Source organism: Streptomyces roseirectus (assembly GCF_014489635.1).
Taxonomy (GTDB): domain Bacteria; phylum Actinomycetota; class Actinomycetes; order Streptomycetales; family Streptomycetaceae; genus Streptomyces; species Streptomyces roseirectus.
The window spans coordinates 4,404,542-4,426,542 of sequence record NZ_CP060828.1; the positions used below are offsets into that span (position 1 = coordinate 4,404,542).

Consider the following 22,001-nt stretch of genomic DNA (forward strand, 5'->3'; position numbering starts at 1 on the left):
AGGCGGGGGTGGGGTGGGCGGAGCTTGTGGGGCGGCGCCGTGAACGGGCCGGATGGGGTGTTCGGCGTGGTGCGGGAACGGTCGACGCGATGTGGGAACGGTCGGCGCGGTGCGGGAACGGTCGGCCGGAGGCTCCAGTTCAGGACCGGGCTCGCGGGACGGCGTGGTGAACGGGCGGGAGGCTTGGCGAGGGCATCGGGGTGCGGTGACGGACGGGTGGTGCTCCGGCGTGGGCTGGAGGCGGGGCGGTGGTGGGGTGTCGGGGCGGGTCGGACGTCCGCGTCGGTGGTGGGTGGCTGAGTGGCGTCCCCCACACAGCCCACCCGGATCGCCCGGTATGCGGGGTTTGCCTAGCTTGGGGGGCATGACCGCTCCGATACCCCGGGACATCCCGGACCTGCCGGCGATCCCCCGTACGCACGCGCTCTTCCCCTCGTACGTCTCCCAGGTACCGGCGACGGCGGTGGTCGCCCCGGTGCGCAGACCGCTGGCGGCGATGCTGCGGCTGCTGCTGACGGGGACGGCGCTGGCGGCCGTCGGGATGGCGGTGGCGCTGGGCGAACCGTTGACCGTGCTGAGCCGTTTCTCCGTGCAGAGCACGTTGTTGCTGGCGCTGGTGACGGCGGCGTCGGCGCGGCGGGCGTGGTCGGCGCGGCGCCCCCTCTCCGGCGCGCTGACCGGCGCGGCCCTGCTCTACACGGTCACCGGCGCCCTGACGTACCACCTGCTGCTGGCGGACAACGCGCAGGCGGCGCCGCTGACCGGCGGCACGACGGGCTGGCACGCGATCACCGGGCACCTCCTGCACACGGCGATCCCCGCGGCGGCCGTCCTCGACTGGCTGCTGCTGACTCCGCCGGCCCGCCTGCGACTGCGTCAGGCCGCGCCCTGGCTCGTGTATCCCCTCCTGTACCTGGCGTTCACGCTCACCCGGGGCCACCTCCTCCCGTCCGCCTCCCCCTCCCGCTACCTCTACCCCTTCCTCGACGCCGCCGCCGACGGCTACCGCCACACCCTCGCCAACGCCCTCCTCCTCGGCCTCGCCATCTACGCCCTCGCGCTCCTCCTCACCGCCCTCGACCACGTCCGCCCCAGCCCCGTCCGCCCCCACCCCAAAACCGGATTTCGTCTCCAGCCGCCCGTGGGCTAAAGTTAACGACGTCGCCGCGACAAGCAAGCAGTAGCCGTAGCGACATCGGGGTGTAGCGCAGCTTGGCAGCGCGCTTCGTTCGGGACGAAGAGGTCGTGGGTTCAAATCCCGCCACCCCGACAGTGTTTCACCAGGTCAGGCCCGGTGCTGAGAGATCAGCGCCGGGCCTGACCTGCGTTGTGGGCATGTTCTGGGTGCCAACTGGGTGTGATCTTCGGTGTCCGGCTCCCCGGCAAGGGAGAGGCCCTTTCCTCGACGACCACGGGGTGTTCACCGGCGAGTTCAAGCGGCAACCAGGTCAAACACGGGACGGGTCGGCGGAGACCAGCGGCAGGTCCACGTCAGTGGCGCCGCTCCCGAAAGCCGCGTCCTCACTCGGCCGTCCCTTCGATCAACTCGCTCCCGGAGCCCCGCACAACCGGGACTCCGTCCGGAAGGTCCCCGTCGGTAGAGTTTCGGGGCACATGTGACAGCCGGGCACCGGGCTGCGGAGGACACACGGGGGACAACGCGGATGGGTTACACGATTCCGGGCTGGCTGGACGACGTCCTGGACTTCATCGGGATCAGCTTCCCCAACGTGGATGAGGACGACTACCGCGAAATGGCCGAGGCCATGCGGGAGTTCGCGGACCGGTTCGAGGGCCAGGGCGGCAACGCGCACAGGGCGATCGCCCGGATCCTGTCCTCCTCCGAGGGCTGGGCCGTGGACGCGTTCGAGAAGCACTGGTACCAGGTGAAGGCCGGCCACCTGGAGAAACTCCCGGAGCTGGCAAGGCTGTTCGCGGACGCCTGTGACGTCCTGGCGGACATCGTCCACGGGATGAAGACCAAGGCCGAGATCGAACTGGGGGTGATGGCGGCCTCGGTGGGCATCTCGGCCGGGCTCGCCGTCGTCACCGGCGGCCTGTCCGCCCTGATCGGCGCGGCCGAGGTCACGGCGATGCGGCAGGTGGTCAAGCGGATCATCGACGAGGCGGTGGAGCGGATCGTCGACGAGGTCCTGGCCAAGCTCACCGAACCGGTCAACGCCAAGCTGGAGGCGATGGCCGAGGACATGGTGCTCGACCTGGCCGAGGGGGCGTTCTCCATGCCGGCCTCCATGCCGACCGGTGACGGGCACGGCGGGCACGGCGGGCACGGCCAGAGCGGGATGCAGCTCGCCTCGGCCGGCGGCGAGGCCGGCAGCGGCTCCGTGCCGGTCACCAGGATCGACCACGTCGAGTTCGAGGACGGCGCGGGAAAGGTCTCGCGGCACGGCAACGACCTGCACACGGCGGCGAGTTCACCCCTGGGAAGGGCAAGGAACGCGTTCGGCCGGAGCAAGGGCCGCGACCCGTTCACCCAGGCGTTCGACAGCGTGCTGCACGGCGCGCTCAAGGGCACGGACAACGCGCTCGGCAAGATCGTCAAGCATGTCGGTGAAACCGTCCCCGACCGGGTGAAGGCCACCTCCCGGCTGCACAAGGGCAACGACCACGGCGTCGGGGACAAGGCCAACAGCATCGACGTGGGAAAGCACGGCGACGGCAGGGGCGACGGTGACGGGCTGCCCGGCTCAGGCTCCCGGCGCCGGACCGACGCGAACGCCGAGCACGATCCTGACCTGCCGCAGCGCGCCAAGGACGCCCGAGCCCTGGCGAACAAGGAGACCTGCGGCGACCCGATCGACATGGCCACCGGCCAGCTGGTCATGGCGCAGACCGACGTCGACCTGCCCGGCACCCTGTCGCTCACGCTGCGCCGCACCCACCTGACCGGCTACGCGCACGGCATCTGCTTCGGCCCGTCCTGGGCCTCCACCCTCGACGAGCGACTGGAGCGTGACCCCGGGGCCGACGGCGTGTGGTGGCGCAGGGAGGACGGATCCAGCCTGTACTACCCGCGCACCCCGGACATCGTCGGCGACCGCGTCGACCCGGTGGCGGGCGAGCGCCTGCCGCTGACCTACCGGTCCGACGGCGCCCGGTACGTACTCGTGGTGCGGGACCAGCACTCCGGCCTGACCCGGTACTTCGAGCCTGCCGAGACCGCCGTCGGCATCTGGTGGCTGACCAGGATCGAGGACCGCAACCACAACCACGTCACCCTCGAACGCGACGCGGACGACGTCCTGCTGTCGGTCGCCCACTCCGGTGGCTACCGTCTGACGCCGACCTGCGCCGAGGGCACCGGCCGGGTGACCGCCGTGCACGCGCTCACCGAGGCCGGCCCGCTGCGGCTGCGCGGCTACCACTACGACGCGGGCGGTGACCTGACCGAGGTGATCGACGCCGTCGGCGCGGCCACCCGCCTCACCTACGACGGCGCCCACCGCATCACCGGCTGGCGCGACAGCAACGACACCGTCTTCACGTACGTCTACGACGACCTGGGCCGGGTCGCCGCCACCCGGGGCAGCGGGGGATTCCTCAACTCCCGTGTCACATACGGCGGTACGAGTACCGACGGCACCACCACCGCCACCTACACCGACTCCCTCGGGCACGCCACCGTCTACCGTGCCAACGTGCGCGGCCAGATCGTCGCGATCACCGATCCGCTCGGGAACACCACCACCCGGACCTGGGACGACCGCGACCGCCTCCTCAGCCGCACCGACCCGCTGGGCCACAGCGTGGTCCACCGCTACGACGACGCGGGGCGCCTCATCGCGGTGGTGCGTCCCGACGGCAGCGAGACCACCGCCGAGTACGGCGAGTTCCCGGAGCCTCTCAGCGTCCGCACCCCCGACGGCAACGTCACCCTGCGCGCCTACGACGACCGCGGCAACCTCGCCTCCCTCACCACTCCTGGGGGTCGCACCACCCGTTTCACCCACGACGAGGCGGGCCGGCCCACCGAGGTCATCGACCCGCTCGGCAACATCACCACCATTCGCTGCGACGCGGCGGGCCTGCCGCAGGAGATCACGGACCCGCTCGGCGCGGTCACCCGCCAGACCCACGACGCTCTCGGCCGCCCCGTCACGCGGACGGATCCGACGGGCGCGACGACCCGCCTGGAGTGGACGCCCGAGGGGCAGTTGGCCAGGCGTATCCGGCCGGACGGCACCAGCGAGTCCTGGACCTACGACGGCGAAGGGAACTGCACCGCTCACGTCGACCCGCTCGGCGGCGAGACCCGCTTCGAGTACACCCACTTCGACCTGCTCACCGCCCGCACGACCCCCGACGGCGTGCGCCACGAGTTCGGCCACGACACCGAGCTGCGTCTCACCCGGGTCACCAACCCCCAAGGACTCACCTGGAGTTACACCCGCGACGCGGCGGGCCGTCCGGTCGCCGAGACCGACTTCGACGGCCACGTGCTCAGCTACCGGCACGATGCCGCGGGCCGCCTCACCGCCCGCACGAACGGCCTGGGCGAGACCACCACCTTCGAGCGCGACGCGCTGGGCCAGGTCCTCCGCAAGGACGCCGCGGGCCGGGTCACCACGTACACCTACGACGGCAACGGCCGGCTCGCCGAAGCCGTCAGCCCCGACGGCACCCGTCTGACCGTGACACGGGACCAGTACGGCCTCGTCCGCTCCGAGACCGTGGACGGCCGGGAAATCACCTACAGCTACGATGAGTTGGGGCGCCGCAGCGGGCGCACGACCCCCGTCGGCGCGACCACCACGTGGTCGTACGACGCGGCGGGCCGGCGTACGCGCCTGGTCGTCTCCGGACGTCCCGTCGACATCGCGTACGACGCGGCCGGCCGCGAACTCACGCGCCACGTCGGCGACTTCCTCACGCTGCACAGCACCTACGACGCGCGGGGAAGGCTCGCCACCCAGTCCGCCGTCGGCCGCCGGGAAGATTCCGTCCTCCAGCGCCGCGCCTACACCTATCGGGACGACGGGTATCTCACCGCTCTCGACGACCAGTTGAACGGCACGCGCCGCTTCGGCGTCGACGCGGTCGGCCGCGTCACCGCCGTCCACGCCGAGGGCTGGACCGAGACGTATGCCTACGACGCGGCCGGCAACCAGGCCCACGCCTCCTGGCCCGCCCCGCATCCCGGTCAGGAAGCCACCGGCGACCGCACCTACACCGGCACCCGCATCACCCGCGCCGGTAACGTCCGCTACGAGCACGACGCCCTGGGCCGGATCACCCTGCGTCAGCAGACCCGGCTGTCGCGCAAGCCGGAGACCTGGCGTTACGTGTGGGACACGGACGACCGGCTCGTCCAGGTCACCACCCCGGACGGCACCCGCTGGCGGTACACCTACGATCCGCTGGGCCGCCGCGCCGCGAAGCTCCGTCTCGGCGCCGACGGTGAAACGGTCGTCGAGCGGGTCGACTTCACCTGGGACGGCGCCACGCTGTGCGAGCAGACGACACGCTCCGACGGCCTGCCGAACCCGGTCAGCCTCACCTGGGACCACCAGGGGCTGAAGCCCATCACCCAGACCGAGCGCATCACCACGGCCGAGGCACCGCAGCGGGAGATCGACTCCCGTTTCTTCGCGATCGTCACCGACCTCGTCGGCTCGCCCCGCGAACTCGTCGACGAGCAGGGCGAGATCGCCTGGCGCACCCGCACCACCCTGTGGGGTTCCACCACTTGGCACACCGGCGCCACCGCCTACACCCCGCTGCGGTTCCCCGGCCAGTACAGCGACCCCGAGACCGGTCTGCACTACAACTGCTTCCGCCACTACGACCCGGAGACCGCCCGCTACCTCACCGGCGACCCTCTGGGCCTGGCGCCCGCGCCCAACCCCGCGTCGTACGTGCACAATCCGCACACGTGGGCGGACCCGCTGGGGCTCGCGCCCTGTGACGAGGACACGATCTCGGTCTACCGCAAGCAGACCGACCATCCGCTGAGCCGGCGCATTCACATCGGTGAGAACGGTGAGGTGACGCTCACCGGCAAGGGCAAGCTCTATGTGAACATGAGCGACGACATCAGGCACACCATCGAATACCGGGGTGACGGCGGCCAGATCGTCTCCTTCGACGTCTCCAGGGAATACCGGGACTGGATCAGAGAATCCGCTCTGCCACAGAACAAGGACGATCATCCGGACGGTGACTCCTTCACCCGGGGAGAGTGGAAGGAACTGCTCAAGGAATACCCGGAGATCTCCGATCCGACCAAGGGGAGCGACCTCTACGGAATTCCGCACAAACTCTTCGACGGCCTGCGTTCCGAGATCATCCGCAACTCCGGGCGCGTCGTGCAGGACGGGTAGGCTTGTGCCCATGATCCATAGCGAGGAGAGCGTCGCCGCTGAACGGGACCGGGTGCGGCAACGGTCCAGGATCGAGGCGGCTCCGCCTGTTCTGGCGGTCTTCACCGTCGAGGTCGCCGAGGGCTCCACGGAGGTGTACGTACAGCGGGTGCGTGATGTTCTTTCGGCGGCGCTCCAGTTGGCCTGTACGGCGGAGTTCGGCGATGACGATCTGCCGGTGGACGAATTTCCCGAGTGGTTCACGGAGATCTCCACGCGGGATGGCGAGACCTCGCATGAATTCTCCCGGAACGGCCGTGCCGCTTTCCTCGCCGCAAGTGGTGGAGCCAATCCCTGGCGCCTCCAGAACTGGATCTACCGGTTCGATCCGGACGAGGAGTCCCGCGGCTGGGAATTCTGGGACGTCGTCTCCGCGGGTCCGGCGCGGGTCCGTGTCTGGGTGGACAGTTGGGGAGAGTCCTTCTTCGGCTCCCTGGAGCTGCGGTGGCTGCTGTACGTGGCCGGCGCCGCGCACGTCGAGGGGCCGGAGGTCCACACGGCGGGTAGGTGGGCGGCGGAGACGGGCGGGCTGTGAGCTCAGTGGGTCGGCTCGGGTGTGGGTGCTCAGGGTTGCGGCCGACAGCGGTTTGCGAGGGGAAGCACAACCCTGTGAGGAGGCTCCCTATGAGGGGGTTCCATGAGGGGGCTTCCCTGTCGCTCGGCCGCGAAGGCTGTGGTGAAGTGCTCGCCTCGGCGGTGGTGGCCGAGCTGAAAGGCTGTCGTCCGCATGGGCAGCCGGGACGCCGGAGTTGTCGGAGTTGTCGGAGGAATGCCTCAGCCACGAGACGTGGCAGGCCGATCAACAGCTCGCGGGGTTGCGTACGGCGATCGAACGCAACCCGGGGGATCCTGCGGCGGTGTCGCGCGGCGCTGGGAGACCCCGGTCAGGTCACTGTCCGCGAACTCGCCGGCGCTTCCGAGGAAATCCTCGGCGGCTACCTGGCACGGTGTGCCGGGGACGACGCCCTCGTGGAACTCGTGCTGCTGTCCTCCGCCTTCTCTTCATTCCGGTCGAAGCCGGCGTTCCCGGAGGTCTTGGCCCGCCGTTCCTCCCCGGAGAAGGCGCTGATCCGGATCACCTCGGATCTCCGGAAGCACCTGGACGGTGGGCTCCACTTGAGGGAGGCGTGGGCCCGTGTGGTCCTGGCGCTTCCAGGGCTCACACCGGAGGTGATCCGCGCCTTCGGTCAGCCCGGCCTCGTGCTCTGGGGCGACGGCCCGGCTACGGCTCGGGGACGTTCTCGACGCTGTCACGAAGGGGACGGACTCCCCTGCTGCTCATCGCCGATCGGACGATGGCCTCCTCGACCGCTGTCATTCGCTCGGCGAGTATGTTCAGGGCGGTGACGGCACGCTCTATCGGGTCTGTGCCGCCTGCTGGAATGTAGGACGCCTTTATCGACTCCCAGCGTTTCAGGGGAGGGCCGGAGAGGGTTCCTTGCAGTTCGCAGAGTTTCAGGAGGTTTGCTTCGGCGTCGTGGGAAAGGGTATGCGCCTCGGCGGTGAAGTGGTCGGCGATGATGGCGTCGAGTTCTCGGTCGTTCATCGCGGGGCGTATGCGCTGGACGATTCTGTTCATCGTCCGGTAGGAGCCTTGGAGGCGGAACGGGGGTTCGGTGCGGGATTTCTCGGATTGGGCGGCGGATGCGATGTAGGCCGAATTCACGGTGAGGACTGTCTCGCGGGCGCGTAGTGCGTGTCGTAGGACGGAGAGGATTTTCTCGATTTCGGCGGGGGTGTAGGGGTGACGCAGCCGGTCCGGGGTGGCGGTGGGGTCGTGCTGGGCCAGGCGGGCGAGGAGGTGGAGGTCGGAGCGGTCGCGTCCGGCCAGGGGGGACAGGACGGGGTGGGAGGTGAGGGCGTTCTCCAGGAAGCTTTCCGCGAAGGCGGATTCCTTTCCGGTGAGGACGTCGCCGAGGTTCCATACGTCGGCGCGGTTGGCGAGCATGTCGGGGACGCGGAATCGCGCGCCGGATTCGGTGAAAGGGTTTCCGGCCATGCAGACGGCGAATCGCTTGCCCCGGAGATCGAAGGTCCGGGGTTCACCGTCCCATACTCCGTCGATACGCCGGGTCGCGTCGCACAGCGGGATGAATTTCTGCAGGAACTCGGCGGAGACGTGCTGGATGTCGTCGACATGGAGGAGGGTGTTGTTTCCGGCGGCCAGCGCGAAGTTGGCTTTCTCGACCTCTTGGCGGGACGTCGCGTTCGGCGCCTCGGCGGGGTCGAGCGAGGTGACTCCGTTTCCGAGTGCGGGGCCGCTGATTTTGACCAGCATCAGGCCGAGCCGGTGTGCCACGTATTCCATCAGGGTCGTTTTTCCGTATCCCGGCGGGGAAATCAGCAGCAACAGGCCGCCGGTGTCCGTCCGCTTCGTCTCCCCCACGGTGCCGATCTGCCGCGCGAGGCTGTCCCCGATCAGCGGCAGGTACACCTCGTCGATCAGACGGTTGCGGACGAACGCCGTCATGGGCCGGGGCCGGTGTTCCGCCAGGCGCAGTCGTGCCCGTTCCGCCGCGACCAGTTGGGCCCGGCGCTGCTGGTACGCGCGGAAGGCGGGCACGTCGTGGTCGGCGAACTGGCCTGTGCGGGCGAGGAATTCGTCGATGCGGAGGACCAACTTGCCGTCCACGAACCGTGGGTGGGCGGACAGCAGTCCTTCGATCGTGACCACGGGCGATACTTCGGGCGGGTATCGGGTCGACTCCGGGCACAGTTCGGCCGATACGGCCTCCGCCAGCTCACCTTCCGTGATGTCCAGGCCGGTTGAGGAGGCGTACGCCGACAGCCATGCCGTCACCAGTTGCCGCCGCTCCGCCGGCCCGCCGAGAGCCGCGAGGTCGTCCGCGTACGCCTCGTAGGCCGAACTGCCCACGGTGGAGCGGAACTTGTCCAGCAGGGTCCGCGCCGGATCGCTCAGGACGAACCCCTCGGGCCCGCCGGTGATCTCCTCGAAGAGGTAGGTGGCTGCCGCGTCCGACTCCCCCAGAGCCGAGGCCAACTCCCGTGTGAACTCGGGGAGTCCGGGTGCCGTGCCGAAGATCTCGCCGACCCGCGCCAGCGACACCGCTCGCCGGGTCAGCGTCTCGCGCTCGCCGGGGCCGACGCCGTGCGTCCAGCTCACGAGGGCGGCCGCGCGGACGGCCGGCTCGTGGCGGAGGGTGCCGGCGCGGTCGTACAGGGGCAGCAGCGCGCGCAGGATCGCGGTCGCGTCGTGGTCGTGGATACCCCGCTCGTATCCCTCGTCGTACGACTCCTGAGCTACCCGGCGTACGAGGGCGGGCAGGTCGTCGGTGGTGGCGAGGGCGGTGGGGCCGGGGTCGCGCAGGAGGCGGGCGGCGAGGTGTTCGGCGCGGCTGACCTGCGGGGACTCGGAGGGGAGTGAGCGGTCCCAGTGGGGGCGGGTGTCGGTGAAGGCGGGGTCGGTGACGGGGGCGCGGTAGTCGGTGCCGGTCAGGGCGAAGGCGAGGGTGTCACCCTGGGGGACCAGGGTGAGGTCCAGGGGTTCGGTGGTGACGGCGAAGCGGTGGGCGCCGAGGCGCAGGGTGCGGCCGTCGTCGGCGTAGAGGTCGGTGCGGTCGCGCAGGGCGCGGGTCGCCTCCTGGCGTGCGGCGCGGAGCCGGCCGTCCAGCTCCTCCGCCCGTACCATGTCGCCGAGTTCGCGTAGTTCACCGGCCGTGCGGCGGATCTTGGCGACCATCGGGTCGGAGGCGAAGTGGGTGCTGACCGCGTCGGCGTCGGGCAGGGTCGCCGCGCGGCGGGCGATGGTCTCCAGGACGCGGGTGGCGGAGGCGGCGAGGTGTTCGGCGCGGCGGGCTCGGGCGTCCAGCAGGCTCTGCTTGCGGGCGGCGAAGGCGTCGGCCAACTCGGTTCGCCGGTCGTCGAGTTGGGTGAGGAAGTCGTCGAACTCGGCGAACCTCGACTCCAGGTTCTCCAACCGGACGAGTACGCCTGCGAGTTGGGTGTCGCAGGCGTCCGGCGTGTCCGCCGCCGCGAGCGCGCCGGTGACGGTCTGCCCCAACAGGGCGAATTCGGCGGCGAATTCGGCACGTCCCTCGCTGTCGCGCAGGGCCCGCCGACGGGTGTCGAGGACGGCACGGGCGCGGTTGACGCCGCCGAGGACGTCGGCGATCCGCTCCAGTACGGACGTCCGGACGGTCGCGTCCGCGATGTCGAGGCCCGTCACGACCTCGGTGACCGTGCGCAGGCCCTCCCCGGCCGTGTCGATGCGATCGGCGACGGAACCGGCCTGCGCGACGGTCGTGATGGCGGCCGCGTCGGCCAACAGGGCTTCCACTTCGGCCTGTTGGGTGTCGAAGGCGTCCGGTTTCGCCAGGTGTTCGACGGCCCGGCGTCCGAACCGGTCCAGGTCGGCGCCGGCTTGTTCGGCCAGCGCGTCGATGCGGGGCAGGTCCGCGTACCGGACCTCTTTCAGCGTCAGCAAGTGGCCCTGGGCGCGGCGGAGTTCGGTCAGTGCGGTCACCCAGGCGGAGGCGGTGCGCGGGGTCTCGCCGCGCAGCCGGCGCACGGTCGAGGCGAGCCGTTCGGCGGCTTCGTCGAGGGCGTCGGCGGCCTGCCGGGTGAGGGTGCGGACGGTGCGGAACTCGGCGAGGACCTGTTCGGCGGTAGCCTGGACGGCGGCCAACAGGGCGCCGAGGCCGCCGAGTTCGGCGTCCGCGAGCCAGTGGTGGGTGTCGGCCGCGCGTACGCAGGCGGCGACCAGTGCCTCGTGCCCCTCGACCGTCGCGGTGGTCTCCCCCACCGACCGCGCGATCGAGAGGCAGTCGGCGATCCCCCGCACCAGGTCGGCGTTCCCCACCCGGCCCAGTGCCTCGCCGCCTCCCCCTGTCTCCGCGTGTGTGTCGGAGACGTACGGCGACGTCCAGCGCTGCACGGCGTGCACGCGTCCCGGTTCGTCGCCCGCCCGCAGCACCACCAGCTCCCCGTCGTCCCAGCGGGCCCAGCCCTGGCAGGGCAGCGGTGCGGCGAACTCCTTGCGGATGGTGTTGTACGACAGCAGCAGCGTCGTACCCGTAGTACTGAAGGCCGGACTCGTAGCACTGGAGGTCGCCCCCGTAGTACTGAAGGCGTACAGGACGTCCTCCCCGTACGGGGAGCGCACCTCCCGTTCGAACTCCAGGCCCTCTGTGTCGAGGTCGAAGGTCTTGTGCGCCCCGGAGGCGAGGCAGTAGCCGCCGGGGAAGACGATGCCCTGGTCGTCGGGGAGGCGCCGGCACGCCTGTCCGATTCCGTCGAGCCGGACGGCCGTCCGCGTCAGGGTGTTGGCGACCAGGTAGCGGTGGGTGTCCTCCCGGTAGGGGCGGACCCGGACGAGGATCAGGGGGCCGACGCGGGCGTGGGCGATGTCGGCGTCGGCCAGGGACTGCAGGGCCTCGGTGACGGGCTCGGTGTGGAGGGTGTCGCCGGTGTCCGTCGTGAGGGTGAGGGCGGCGTCGGACGTCGAGATCCGCAGGCCCTCGGGGAGCCGGGCGTAGCGGCCCTGGACATGGTCGTCCCGTAGTACCTCGGTCCAGGGGAAGTCGTGGCTCTCAGGTCGTACGTGGTCCCGGTCGCCCCGCGCGTCGAGGAATTCCGGGTGTCCGGTCGGGGCCTGCGACCAGCGCAGCACCTTGGTGTCGTCCGTCTTCTCGCCGGTCCTGAAGACGGCCAGCAGCCGGTCGTCGGTGAGGCGGAGCCTGAGGAGGCTCGCCTGGCGGTAGTAGCGGTGGAGGGCGGTGAACTCCCGCAGGAATTCCGGGGAGTCGAGGAGGCCGGGGAGCGAGTCGCCCGGGACGCGGTTCAACTCGCGGTCGTACAGGGCGAGTACGTCGGCGACCTGCCGCTCGGGGCGGCCGTGGACATCGGCGGCGGTGTCGTACCCGAAGAGGAGAAAGTCGCCGATGGCCACGATGTCCCGGGGCAGGCCGGGGTGTTCGGTGCGCAGCGTGTCCGTGCCGGTGAGGGCGAGACCGGTGGCGCCGAACTCCTGGATGCGGCGGGCGTTCAACTCCTCGGTATGCCGGGTGAGTTCGGCGGCCTGGGCGGTGAGGCGGTCGCGGAGGAGTTCGTAGGTGCCGGGGTCGGCACCGTCGTGGGCGCGTGAACTCAACTTCTCCCCCAGGGGTGTTGACGTGGTGGTCGTGCGGGCGGGACGCCGCAGCTGCTGCCCCCCGCGCGGCAGCTGCGGCGTCCCGCCGGGGATCAGGGCCTCGCGGTGGCGTTCAGCTCGGCGAGGCCCGACTGGGCTGTGGTGTCGAGGAGTTGACTCAGCTGCGGCGGGACGGTGACGCCGGACTTCATGAGCTTCGTCAGCAGGGCGGAGACGGTGAGGTTCTGGACGTCGGACGTGCTGATCGAGCCCAGCATCCGAGTGAGGTCGTCGGTGAAGGGGGTCGTGCCGTCGAGCCAGGGCTTGGCCAACGTCTGTGCGGTGTCGGAGTGTTGGACGAATCCGTCGACGCCCTTGCCGAGCGCGATCGAGCCGACGAGGCGGTCGAGGAAGACCGAGTCGCCGCCGACGATGTCGATGTCCGCGTTCTCCAGGCCCGTCGCGAGGACGGTGGCCTGTGCCTCGGCGATCTGCCGCTGCGTGTCGAGCCCGGCGAGGCGGATCTCCTTCTCCGCCGCGAGCCGCAGGCGGTACTCCTCGTGGGTGCGGGACGCCTCGTCGAGGGCGGCCATCGCGGCGGCCTTGTCGGTGAGCCCCGCCGCCTCGGCCTTCAGCTTCTCGCCGATGGCCTTGGCGTCGGCGAGGGCCTGCGCCTCGGCGCCCTCGGCGCGGGCGAGGGCGGTCGCGCGGGTGCCCTCGGCCTCGGCGCGCATCCTCGCCGCCGCCGCTTCGGCCTCGGCGCGGCCGGTCTTCTCGATGACCTCGGCCTCCTTGTCGCGCACCTGCACGGCGGCGAGCCCTTCGGCGGCGGCCTCGGCCTGGATGCCCTCCGCTAGCCGCAGCTTGGCCTGCGCGTCGAGGTCGGCGCTCTTCAACCGGGCCTCGGCCAGGGTGAGTTCTTCAGCGGCGCGGTGAACTGCCGCCGCCTCGGCGGCCTCTGCGGCCTTGATGTCCTTGACCAGCTTCTCCTGAGCCTCGGCCTCGGCGGCGATGACGACGGCCTGCCGCTCGCGCTCCGCCTCCTCCACGGCCCTCAACTTCTTGATGGCTTCTTCCTGTTCGGCGACCGTCCGGTCCACGGCGACCCGTTCGCGCACCACCTCGGCGATCTCCCGGCGCTCCGCCTCGACCTCCTTGTCGGCGGCGATCCGCGTCAGCTGGGTCTCCCGCTCACGGGCGATGACCTCCAACAGGCGGTCCTTCTCGATGCGTTCGCTCTCGACGGCGATGACGCGCTCGCGGTTCTTCGCGGCGACGGCGACCTCGCGGGCCTGGTTCTCGCGCTGGACGCCGAGTTGTTCCTCGGTGCGCAGGAACGCGCCCTGGGAGCGCAGCCGTTCCTCCTCGATCACCCGCGCGGTCTCGGCCTCCTCGCGCGCCCGCGTCGTCTCGATCTCGCGCCGCTGCTTGATCTCGGCGTCGGCCTGGCGGCGTTCGAGTTCGAGGATGGCCTCGCGCGCGTCGACGTTCTGGCGCGTGATCTCCTTCTCCTCGGTGCGCTGGGCCTCGTTGGTGCGGACGTGCTCGGTGGCGGTGAGTTCGGTGATCTTCCGAATGCCTTGCGCGTCAAGGACGTTGGCGGGGTCGAGCTGGCTGAGCGGCGTCTGCTCCAGGTAGTCGATCGCCGCGTCCTCCAGGTGGTAGCCGTTGAGGTCGACGCCGATGACCTCGATGATGCGGTATCTCAACTCCTCGCGCTTGGTGTAGAGATCGGTGAAGTCCAGTTGTTTTCCCACGGTCTTGAGGGCTTCGGAGAACTTCGCGTGGAACAGTTCCTGGAGGGTGCGCTGGTCGCTGGCGCGGGCCGTGCCGACCGCCTGCGCGACCTTGACGACGTCCTCGACCGTCTTGTTGACCTTGACGAAGAACGAGATGCGGATGTCGGCGCGGATGTTGTCCCGGCAGATCAGCCCCTCCTTGCCGGCGCGGGTGATCTCGATCGTCTTGACCGAGATGTCCATCGTCTCGGCCTTGTGCAGGACCGGCAGCACGATCTGTCCGGTGAACGTCACGTCCACCTTGCGCATCTTGGACACGATCAGCGCCTTGCCCTGCTCGACCTTGCGGAAGAGCCGGGAGACGAGGAACAGGGCGGCGAGCAGCAGGATCAGGCCGACGGCTGTCAGCACGCCTATGACATCCATGGGTACGTCCTCGGGCCGTTGGGTTGGTGCCGTCATCGTGCCCGCGGCCCGGATCTTCGCGCATTGCCGGTTCTCGGCAGTGTTCTCAGGGGTGTTGATGCCGAGCCCTGTCAAGATTCCGTCAAGAGGGCCCGACAGTAGGGGAGTTGGAGGTTCAAGGGCGTGGGTCCGGGTGTCGTCGTCCGGTCACGAGGCCGAGGGGCGCAGGGGGTGTTCGGCGGGGCGTGCCTCGCTTCTCCCGTGCAGGGCACTGCCCTTGAGCCAGGTGCGCCAAGGCATGTTCCAGTCGCCGACGCCGTTCTCGAACGGCGTCATCTCCTGGCCCCGGGTGTGCACGGTCCGCGTGATGTCGCCCTCGCCGAGGATCAGGAACAGCCACGCCGCGTCCTCGTCGCTCATCCCGACGCAGCCGTGGCTGACGTCCCTGCGCCCGAACGACGACGTCGCCCAGGGGGCGGCGTGCAGGAACTCGCCGCTGCGGGTGAGCCGGACGGCGTGGCGCACAGGCAGGTCGTACGTCTCGTCGGTGCCGGAGGGGATGCCGATGGTCGTGCTGCGCATCCTGAGGACGGCCTGCTTGTCGAGGACGACCTTGACGCCGGCCCGGGTGCGGTAGCCCTCCTTGCCGGTCGTCACCGGGATGACCCTGAGGGTCATGCCGTCGCGCAGGACGCTCATCCGGTGGGCGGCGGCGTCGATGACGGCCTCCACGTGGGCGCCGGTGGCGAAGCTCAGGGGTTGTACGGGGGCCACCCTGAGGTGGTCGGTGAGGCGCAGGCCGGCGAGGTCGTCGGCGGTGACCCGGATCTCGGCACGGGCCGGCCAGTAGGTGCGGGGGCGGTAGTGGAGGGTGGTCGCGTCGAGCCAGTGCCAGGCGCCGGAGGCGGCCTGTGGGGTGGAGGTGACCCTGAGGTGGCTCTCCAGGAGGGCGCGGCTCTCGGGGGGTACGGGGTGGCTGAGGTGGGCGGTGATGATCTGGCCCACGCCGTAGGTACTACGGGTCTCCCCGACGCCGGCTGCCGCCTGCCCCTGGGTACTGCGGGCGCCGTCGGGGTCGGCTGGCCCCTGGGGGCTACGGGTACTACGGGTGCTGTCACGGCCGGCTGCCACCCGGGTACTACGGGTCTCCCCCGCCCCGGGTCCCAGGGTGATCGTGAGGAGGCCGCTGCGGGCGCGGGCGGTGGTGAACTCCGTGCGGTGGGGGGTGCCGCCGGTGCGGGGTTCGGTCCGGACCTCGGCGACGTAGTGGGTGGCGGCCCGTAGTACGTGGGTACTGCGCCATACGCGCGAGGAGGCGTCGAGCCGTCCGGCCACGCGGTGGCCCGCGTCGTCCCTGAGGGTGACGTCCGTGAGGCTGCCCTGTCCGTTCAGGGTGACGGTGACCGGGGCGTCGGGGTCGACGGGACCCGTACGTCCCAGGGTGTGCGCGCCGACCCGCACCTCGGGCCGGGGCGGGGCGGGCTTGCTGTCGCCGTCCGGGGTGTCGGCGTGGGGTCGGAGGGCTGCGGTCAGGGCAACGGCCAGGACGGCGGCGGCTGTTGCGGCCGTGCCGTACGTCTTCGGGGCCCTGCCGCCGGGGCTGCTCGGGATGCTCGGCGCCAACCTGTGCTCCAGCGGGGTCGAGGGGGCGGATGGGTCGGCTCGCATGTAACCGGCTGATACCTCGGAGCCACCCGTACGTCCCCGGCGTGTCCCGAGAACCACGGATGATCAGCATCCGATCAGACGAAAAGGCGGCCTCCGGGCCGTCGTCCTATGCCGCGCGTCCGACCCCGGCAGACCGTGCGGGACAGGTCCGGCCGGGCGGGAGAGGGCCGTCCGAGTAGCTGGGGGACGTCCTCATCTCCCCCTGCGGAACACTCAATTGGCCCGTACGCCCTCCACCGGCCGCCCGCCAAAAGGACGGGGTGAATCCATGCGCCCATATGACGTCCGCTGCGCGCGCCGCCGCCGCGGCGCCCACAACCATAATGATCAATACGTTCATGATCATCCGATTTCCCCAGTGCAACGAGCACACCGGCGCCCCGGTCTCCCGGGCCGGCACCGGCACGCTGGTCCGGCGGGCGGTTCTGCCGCTGGTCCTGGCGTGCAGCGCCCTCGCCACCTGCTGGCCCACCCATGCCGCCCCGGCCGCGGCCCCTGCGGACGGGACCGGCACGAGGGGACTGGTACTACGGGTGATCGTCAACAAACGGCCCGGCATCGGCGCCGTCGACCCGGGCATCCGTACCGGTCACCCCGTACTCAAGGAGTACCGCCTCACCAACAAGGGCGGCGCCGACCTGCACGACGTCCGCGTCGTCGACCCCGGCATGAAGGGGGCCCGCATCACCTGCGCGGGCGGCTCGGACCGGGTCCGGCTGCTGCCCGGCCTGACCTCGACGACCTGTACGGCGGAGGGCGGCGCGCGGAAGGGCAGGCGGATCGCGCAGGCCACCGCCGCCGGGCGGATCCCCTCGCTGAACGCGCCGGTCCGGGCGACGGCCCGCTCCGGGTACTCCGGGGTCGGCGGCACCCTGACCCTGAGCCAGCGCGCGACGATCGCCGCGCCCGCGAAACCCGGCGACCCGGCCCGCGTCACTCTCAAGTACGCCCTCGTCAACACGGGCAACCTCCCCGTTCACTCCGTCAGCATCACCGACCGCCGGCTGGCCCCCAAGGGAGTGAGGTGCGCGGAGGGTACCTCGGTACTACGCCGGGTAGCTCCGGGGCAGAGCGTGCGGTGCACGGCGCGGCTGCGTCTCGACCCCGGCGAGCAGGTCAGCGAAGGGTTCGCCGAGGGCAGCGACCGCACCAGCACCCTGGACCGCAAGGGCCGGCTGATCGGCGCGCCCATGCTGCGGGCGCACAGCATGCTGCGGTTCGGGGTGCCGTACCAGGGCGCCGTGGTGGACCCGGTCCCGATGCCCCTGGGGGTCGAAGCGGGGCCCGAGCCGGACGCCGCCGACGACGAGCCCGCGCCCGGTACACCCGTGCCGGGCCAGACGACGACGGACGACCCCGGTGTCGCGGCCGGCGTCGACCCCGGCGAGATCCCCTCCACGGGGTATGACGACGTACCCGATGTGGTCCCCGGGTTCCTCCCCGGCGAACTGCCCGCGGGGTACCTCCCGGGTATCCCCTCCACCCATCCCTCGGGCACCCAGGTCCCCGGCGAACTGCCCGCCTTCTCGCTGCTCCCGCCCGGACACCACTTCTCGGACCCGGCGCTCCCCGGCACCCACACCGACGCCCCCGGGTCCCGTAGTACCCCTGGTACGTCCGGCGCCCACGACGGACCCCACCAGACCGGCGCCGCCCACCCCTCGGCCTCCCACGACCCGGCCCGTAGTACTCAGGTACCCGACCCGTACGACCACGGAGCCGCGACCGCGACCCTCGAACCCGGCACCGCCCTCCCCCGGGGCGCCTCGGAACTGGGCTGGTTCGGCATCCCCCGCAACACCTTCCTCATCGGCGCGGTCCTGCTCGGGGCGTCGGCGGTGGCGGGGGCGGCGCTGTTCCTACGGCGGCGCGGGAGCGGGCCGGACGATCTGGCGTTCTGAATTCCCGAGCGGGGTTCAGCCGTTCCACGTCTCGTCGTAGGGATCCGTCGGCTCGGTCACCGGCTGCGCGCGGCTCACCTGGATGAAGGGAATGGGGCCGCCGTTCACCGGGTCCGCCATTCGGCGCGGTGAATAGGTTCCGGTGATCAGCAGCCAGGTGTCGGGCTGGAGGACCGGCGGAATCTCCCCGGTGAGCGCGACTTTCACCGGCTGGGCATCGGCGGCACAGCAACTCAGTGCCATGCGCACCAGATACGGTGTTCCGTCCTTGCCCAGTGCCAGGAATCCGGCGATCTGGATCGTACGTCCCTTTATTTTCTCGTTGTCATAGATCGCCCGCCCCGCGTAATCGACGAGCGCGAGCCGAAGAGGACCGGTGGCGGGCAGTTCTCCGTAGACCACGGGTTCCTGGAGCGCGGTTCCGGTGCGGGTGGCGGTGTAGGAACCGAGCGCGGGCGGCGCGATGAGAATCAGCGCGAGCAAAGGGAGGACGAGCAGCCAGGAAATCCGGGGCTCGCGGTGGGAATGCCCGCTTTCCCCTTCGGCCGTGTGCGCTTCCGCCTCTCCCGGGCCGTCCTCGGTCTGCCCCTGTCGCCGCTCGTACCACCAGGTCGCCACCGCCGCGATCACCAGCACCACGCCCGCGGCCAGCAGCAACGGCCGCAGACCGGCCTTGACGTACCGGAGGTAGAGGTCGGTGGTCCCGGCGTGCAGCAGCGCGGCGCCGAGCAGGAAGAGAACAGCCGACTGAGCCTGACGATTCACAGCAGTACCGCCCCGGTGAGCACGGAGACCACCACGGCGAGCACGAACGTCGCCGGCGCGAATCGCAGCGCGAAACTCCGGCCGAACGTTCCGGTCTGCATGGCGAACAATTTGAGGTCGATCATCGGCCCGACGACCAGGAAAGCCAGCCGGGCGGTCAGGGAGAACTGGGTCAGGGAAGCGGCGACGAACGCGTCCGCCTCCGAGCAGATGGAGAGGACCACCGCGAGAACGGCCAGTGCCAGCACGGCGATCACGGGATTGTCGGCGGCGGTCCGCAGCCAGCTCTCGGGCGCGACCGCTTTCAGCGTGGCCGCGGCCATCGCGCCGACCACCAGGAATCCCCCGGCGTGCATGACGTCGTGCCGCACGGAATCCCAGAAAGCCGCGCCTTTCGTCCGTCCTTCATGAATGGCGCGGGCCGGCGGTTTCAGCAGATCGGTCCGGCCGAGCCGCAACCACAGCCACCCCATCGCGCAGGCGACGACAAGGCTGGCGGCGAAACGCGCCACGACCATTTCGGGATTGCGCGGAAAAGCGACCGCGGTGGCCGTCAGCACGATCGGATTGATCGCGGGCGCCGACAGCAGAAAGGCGAGCGCGGCGGCCTGGGGCACGCCCCTGCGGACGAGGGCTCCCGCCACCGGCACGGACGCGCACTCGCACCCCGGCAGGGCGACCCCGGCCACTCCCGCGACCGGTACCGCGAGCGCGGGCCGCTTCGGCAGGGCGCGCGCGAAGAACGACGGGGGCACGTACACGGCGATCGCCGCCGAGAGCAGTACCCCTAGTACCAGGAAGGGCAGGGCCTGGACGACGACGGCGACGAACACGGTCGTCCAGCTCTGCATGACGGGGGCGCCCAGCGCGCGCCTGAGGGGCGACTGGAACAGCACCATCAGCAGCATGCCGAGGACGAGGACCAGGGGGGAGTTGAGCCGGGCAGGCCGCTGCGGCGCCGGGCGGCCCGCGCCCTCGGGACGCCCGTCGTCCTCGGGGTGCCCGTCCTCCGTGTCCTGGCCGGTGACGACGGTCGTCACGGCCGGGCTACCTCAGTGCTACCGGATCGCATGCACGGCCTCCGCTCTCCACGATCCCTACGCCCCCTACGACTCAAGTACGGCCAAAACGCCCGCTCCGTTCAGCTCGTTGCTGGAACCACCTGTCTCGATGAGGCAGTCTTCTCCGTCGTGGGGAGCGTTCCGAATCCGGCCAGACCGATCGACACCGAGGCACACATGGTGGTGTGCGGTGACGACGGTCTCGCGCACCGTCTCGCCGCCGAACTCCGGGGCGTCTACGGCGAACAGGTCACCCTCGTCGTCCCGCCCGCACAGCGCACGGTACGCCCTCCCGTGGTGGGCCGGGCCCGCGCGGTCTCGGCGGCGCTGCTCGACCGGGTGGTCAGCGCGGCCGTCAACAGGGCCTCGGGCAACGGCGGTTCGGCGACCGCCGAGCCGGCTCCCGTGGGCGACGAACGGACCCTGGAGGCCGCCGAGCCCACCGAGGCGGTCCTGTCGGAGGCGGGCGTGACCAGGGCGGCGGCGCTCGCCCTGGTCTATGACGACGACGAGACCAACATCCGCGCCGCCCTCACCGCGCGCCGCCTCAACCCCCGGCTGCGGCTCGTACTGCGCCTCTACAACCGGAGGTTGGGCCAGCACATCGAGGAACTGCTCGACCAGGCCGCCGTGTTGGCGTCCGGCGACGAAGACCTCACCGCCGGCACGACGACGGTCCTGTCCGACGCCGACACCGCCGCGCCCGCCCTCGCGGCGACGGCGATCGCCGGGACCACCAAGGTCGTCCAGACGGACGGCCTGCTGCTGCGGGCGGTCGAGCACCACGGCGAGGGGGCCGCGCCCGGCCTCGCCACGCTCGCGCTGCTCTCCCCGGAGACCGAGGGCAGCGGCGAGCAGGGGCCCCAACTCCTGCCGGACGCCGAGGCGGTGGGGGCGGCGCCGGGGCGCGGGACCGTCGTCCTGGAACAGGTGTCGTACGCCTCGGAGGGCGGCGTCTCGACGGGGCGCGGGACGGGGCTCATCGCGCCGATGGCGTCGCTCTTCTCGCGCCGGCTGCGGTGGTCGCTGGCGGGGCTGATCGGCTGCGTCCTCGCGCTGGCGGTGGCACTGTGGCTGACGACGGGCATCCATCCGCTGGGCGCGCTGTACCTGACGCTGCTGGACCTGTTCGCCATCAACGACCCTGCCGTGGGCGACCCGTTGGCCCGGCAGATCCTCCAACTCCTGTCCGGGCTCATGGGGTTGCTGCTGCTTCCGGTGCTGCTGGCCGCCGCGCTCGAAGCGTTGGGGACGTTCCGCAGCGCGGGGGCGCTGCGCAAGCCGCCGCGGGGGATGAGCGGGCACGTCGTCCTGCTGGGGCTCGGCAAGATCGGCACCCGGGTGCTGATCCGGCTGCGGGAGCTGGACATCCCCGTGGTGTGCGTGGAGGCCGGGCCCGAGGCGCGGGGGCTGGCGGTGGCCCGGCGGCTCAGGGTTCCCGTAGTACTCGGGGACGTCACCCAGGAGGGGGTCCTGGAGGCGGCGAAGATCCAGCGCGCGGGCGCCCTGCTGGCCGTCACCAGCTCCGACACCACCAACCTTGAGGCCGTCCTCTACGCCCGTTCCCTGCGCCAGGACCTGAACGCGGTGCTGCGCCTGTACGACGACGACTTCGCGACGGCCGTCTACCGCACCCTGCGCGCCGCGCACCCCTACGCCAAGACCCGTAGCCGCAGCGTCTCCCATCTGGCGGCGCCCTCCTTCGCCGGGGCGATGATGGGCCGCCAGATCCTGGGGGCGATCTCCGTGGAGCGCCGGGTGCTGCTGTTCGCGGCGCTGGAGGCGGGCGGGCACTCCCAGCTGGCGGGGCACACCATGGGCGAGGCGTTCCGTCCCGGGCACTGGCGGGTCCTCGCCCTCGACACCGGGACCGGCCTCGCCTGGGACCTGCCGGCCGACCGGGTGCTGCGGCCGACGGACCGGGTCATCCTGGCGGCGACCCGGCAGGGCATGGCGGATCTGCTGCGCCGGCAGGGACGGCGGGAGGGGTAGTT

General features: G+C 71.1%; 10 protein-coding genes and 1 tRNA gene. 6 read left to right on the top strand and 5 right to left on the bottom strand.

Features of this window, described 5'->3' with window-relative positions:
- Positions 1-364: 364 nt before the first annotated feature.
- From IAG44_RS18180 to IAG44_RS18195, 4 genes are all read left to right on the top strand, one after another.
- A complete protein-coding gene (locus IAG44_RS18180; protein ID WP_187748150.1) occupies positions 365-1,150 on the top strand; it encodes a Pr6Pr family membrane protein in 786 nt (261 codons plus the stop codon).
- Between the two features lie 46 nt (positions 1,151-1,196).
- Positions 1,197-1,270 (top strand) — tRNA-Pro (locus IAG44_RS18185).
- A gap of 394 nt (positions 1,271-1,664) precedes the next feature.
- Positions 1,665-6,341: an RHS repeat-associated core domain-containing protein gene (locus tag IAG44_RS18190; RefSeq protein WP_187748151.1), complete on the top strand. Its 4,677-nt coding sequence runs from the start codon at positions 1,665-1,667 to the stop codon at positions 6,339-6,341.
- 10 nt (positions 6,342-6,351) lie between these two features.
- Complete coding sequence (locus IAG44_RS18195) at positions 6,352-6,915, top strand: hypothetical protein (RefSeq protein WP_187748152.1); 564 nt, start codon at positions 6,352-6,354, stop codon at positions 6,913-6,915.
- A gap of 687 nt (positions 6,916-7,602) precedes the next feature.
- Here the strand turns inward: IAG44_RS18195 and IAG44_RS18200 are convergent.
- The 3 genes from IAG44_RS18200 to IAG44_RS18210 all read right to left on the bottom strand — a co-directional run bounded on the left by IAG44_RS18200 (position 7,603) and on the right by IAG44_RS18210 (position 16,280).
- Positions 7,603-12,489, bottom strand: coding sequence for a DNA repair ATPase (locus tag IAG44_RS18200; RefSeq protein ID WP_187748153.1), 4,887 nt, complete (start codon positions 12,487-12,489; stop codon positions 7,603-7,605).
- A gap of 92 nt (positions 12,490-12,581) precedes the next feature.
- Positions 12,582-14,633, bottom strand: a complete 2,052-nt coding sequence (locus IAG44_RS18205) for a flotillin family protein (RefSeq protein WP_187748154.1) — start codon at positions 14,631-14,633, stop codon at positions 12,582-12,584.
- Between the two features lie 186 nt (positions 14,634-14,819).
- Positions 14,820-16,280, bottom strand: a complete 1,461-nt coding sequence (locus IAG44_RS18210) for a L,D-transpeptidase (RefSeq protein WP_187748155.1) — start codon at positions 16,278-16,280, stop codon at positions 14,820-14,822.
- 338 nt (positions 16,281-16,618) lie between these two features.
- Here IAG44_RS18210 and IAG44_RS18215 point away from each other — a divergent pair, with 338 nt between their 5' ends.
- Positions 16,619-18,181, top strand: coding sequence for a hypothetical protein (locus IAG44_RS18215; RefSeq protein ID WP_187748156.1), 1,563 nt, complete (start codon positions 16,619-16,621; stop codon positions 18,179-18,181).
- A gap of 15 nt (positions 18,182-18,196) precedes the next feature.
- Here IAG44_RS18215 and IAG44_RS18220 read toward each other — a convergent pair whose 3' ends face one another.
- Positions 18,197-18,946: a TIGR03943 family putative permease subunit gene (locus tag IAG44_RS18220; RefSeq protein WP_187748157.1), complete on the bottom strand. Its 750-nt coding sequence runs from the start codon at positions 18,944-18,946 to the stop codon at positions 18,197-18,199.
- Positions 18,943-19,986 carry a permease gene (locus IAG44_RS18225; protein WP_187748158.1) on the bottom strand — a complete coding sequence of 348 codons (1,044 nt, stop codon included), beginning with the start codon at positions 19,984-19,986 and terminating at the stop codon, positions 18,943-18,945. The genes IAG44_RS18220 and IAG44_RS18225 overlap by 4 nt, the downstream gene beginning before the upstream one ends.
- Positions 19,987-20,184: 198 nt before the next feature.
- On the opposite strand from IAG44_RS18225, the gene IAG44_RS18230 reads away from it, so the two are divergent.
- Complete coding sequence (locus IAG44_RS18230) at positions 20,185-21,999, top strand: NAD-binding protein (RefSeq protein ID WP_187748159.1); 1,815 nt, start codon at positions 20,185-20,187, stop codon at positions 21,997-21,999.
- Positions 22,000-22,001 lie beyond the last annotated feature (2 nt).

Excerpts from the sequence above, each read along its gene's own strand:
- IAG44_RS18210 (WP_187748155.1), bottom strand. The coding sequence starts at position 16,280 with ATGCGAGCCGACCCATCCGCCCCCTCGACCCCGCTGGAGCACAGGTTG.
- IAG44_RS18215 (WP_187748156.1), top strand. The coding sequence starts at position 16,619 with ATGATCATCCGATTTCCCCAGTGCAACGAGCACACCGGCGCCCCGGTC.
- IAG44_RS18230 (WP_187748159.1), top strand. The coding sequence starts at position 20,185 with ATGGTGGTGTGCGGTGACGACGGTCTCGCGCACCGTCTCGCCGCCGAA.
- IAG44_RS18180 (WP_187748150.1), top strand. The coding sequence starts at position 365 with ATGACCGCTCCGATACCCCGGGACATCCCGGACCTGCCGGCGATCCCC.
- IAG44_RS18195 (WP_187748152.1), top strand. The coding sequence starts at position 6,352 with ATGATCCATAGCGAGGAGAGCGTCGCCGCTGAACGGGACCGGGTGCGG.
- IAG44_RS18205 (WP_187748154.1), bottom strand. The coding sequence starts at position 14,633 with ATGGATGTCATAGGCGTGCTGACAGCCGTCGGCCTGATCCTGCTGCTC.
- IAG44_RS18190 (WP_187748151.1), top strand. The coding sequence starts at position 1,665 with ATGGGTTACACGATTCCGGGCTGGCTGGACGACGTCCTGGACTTCATC.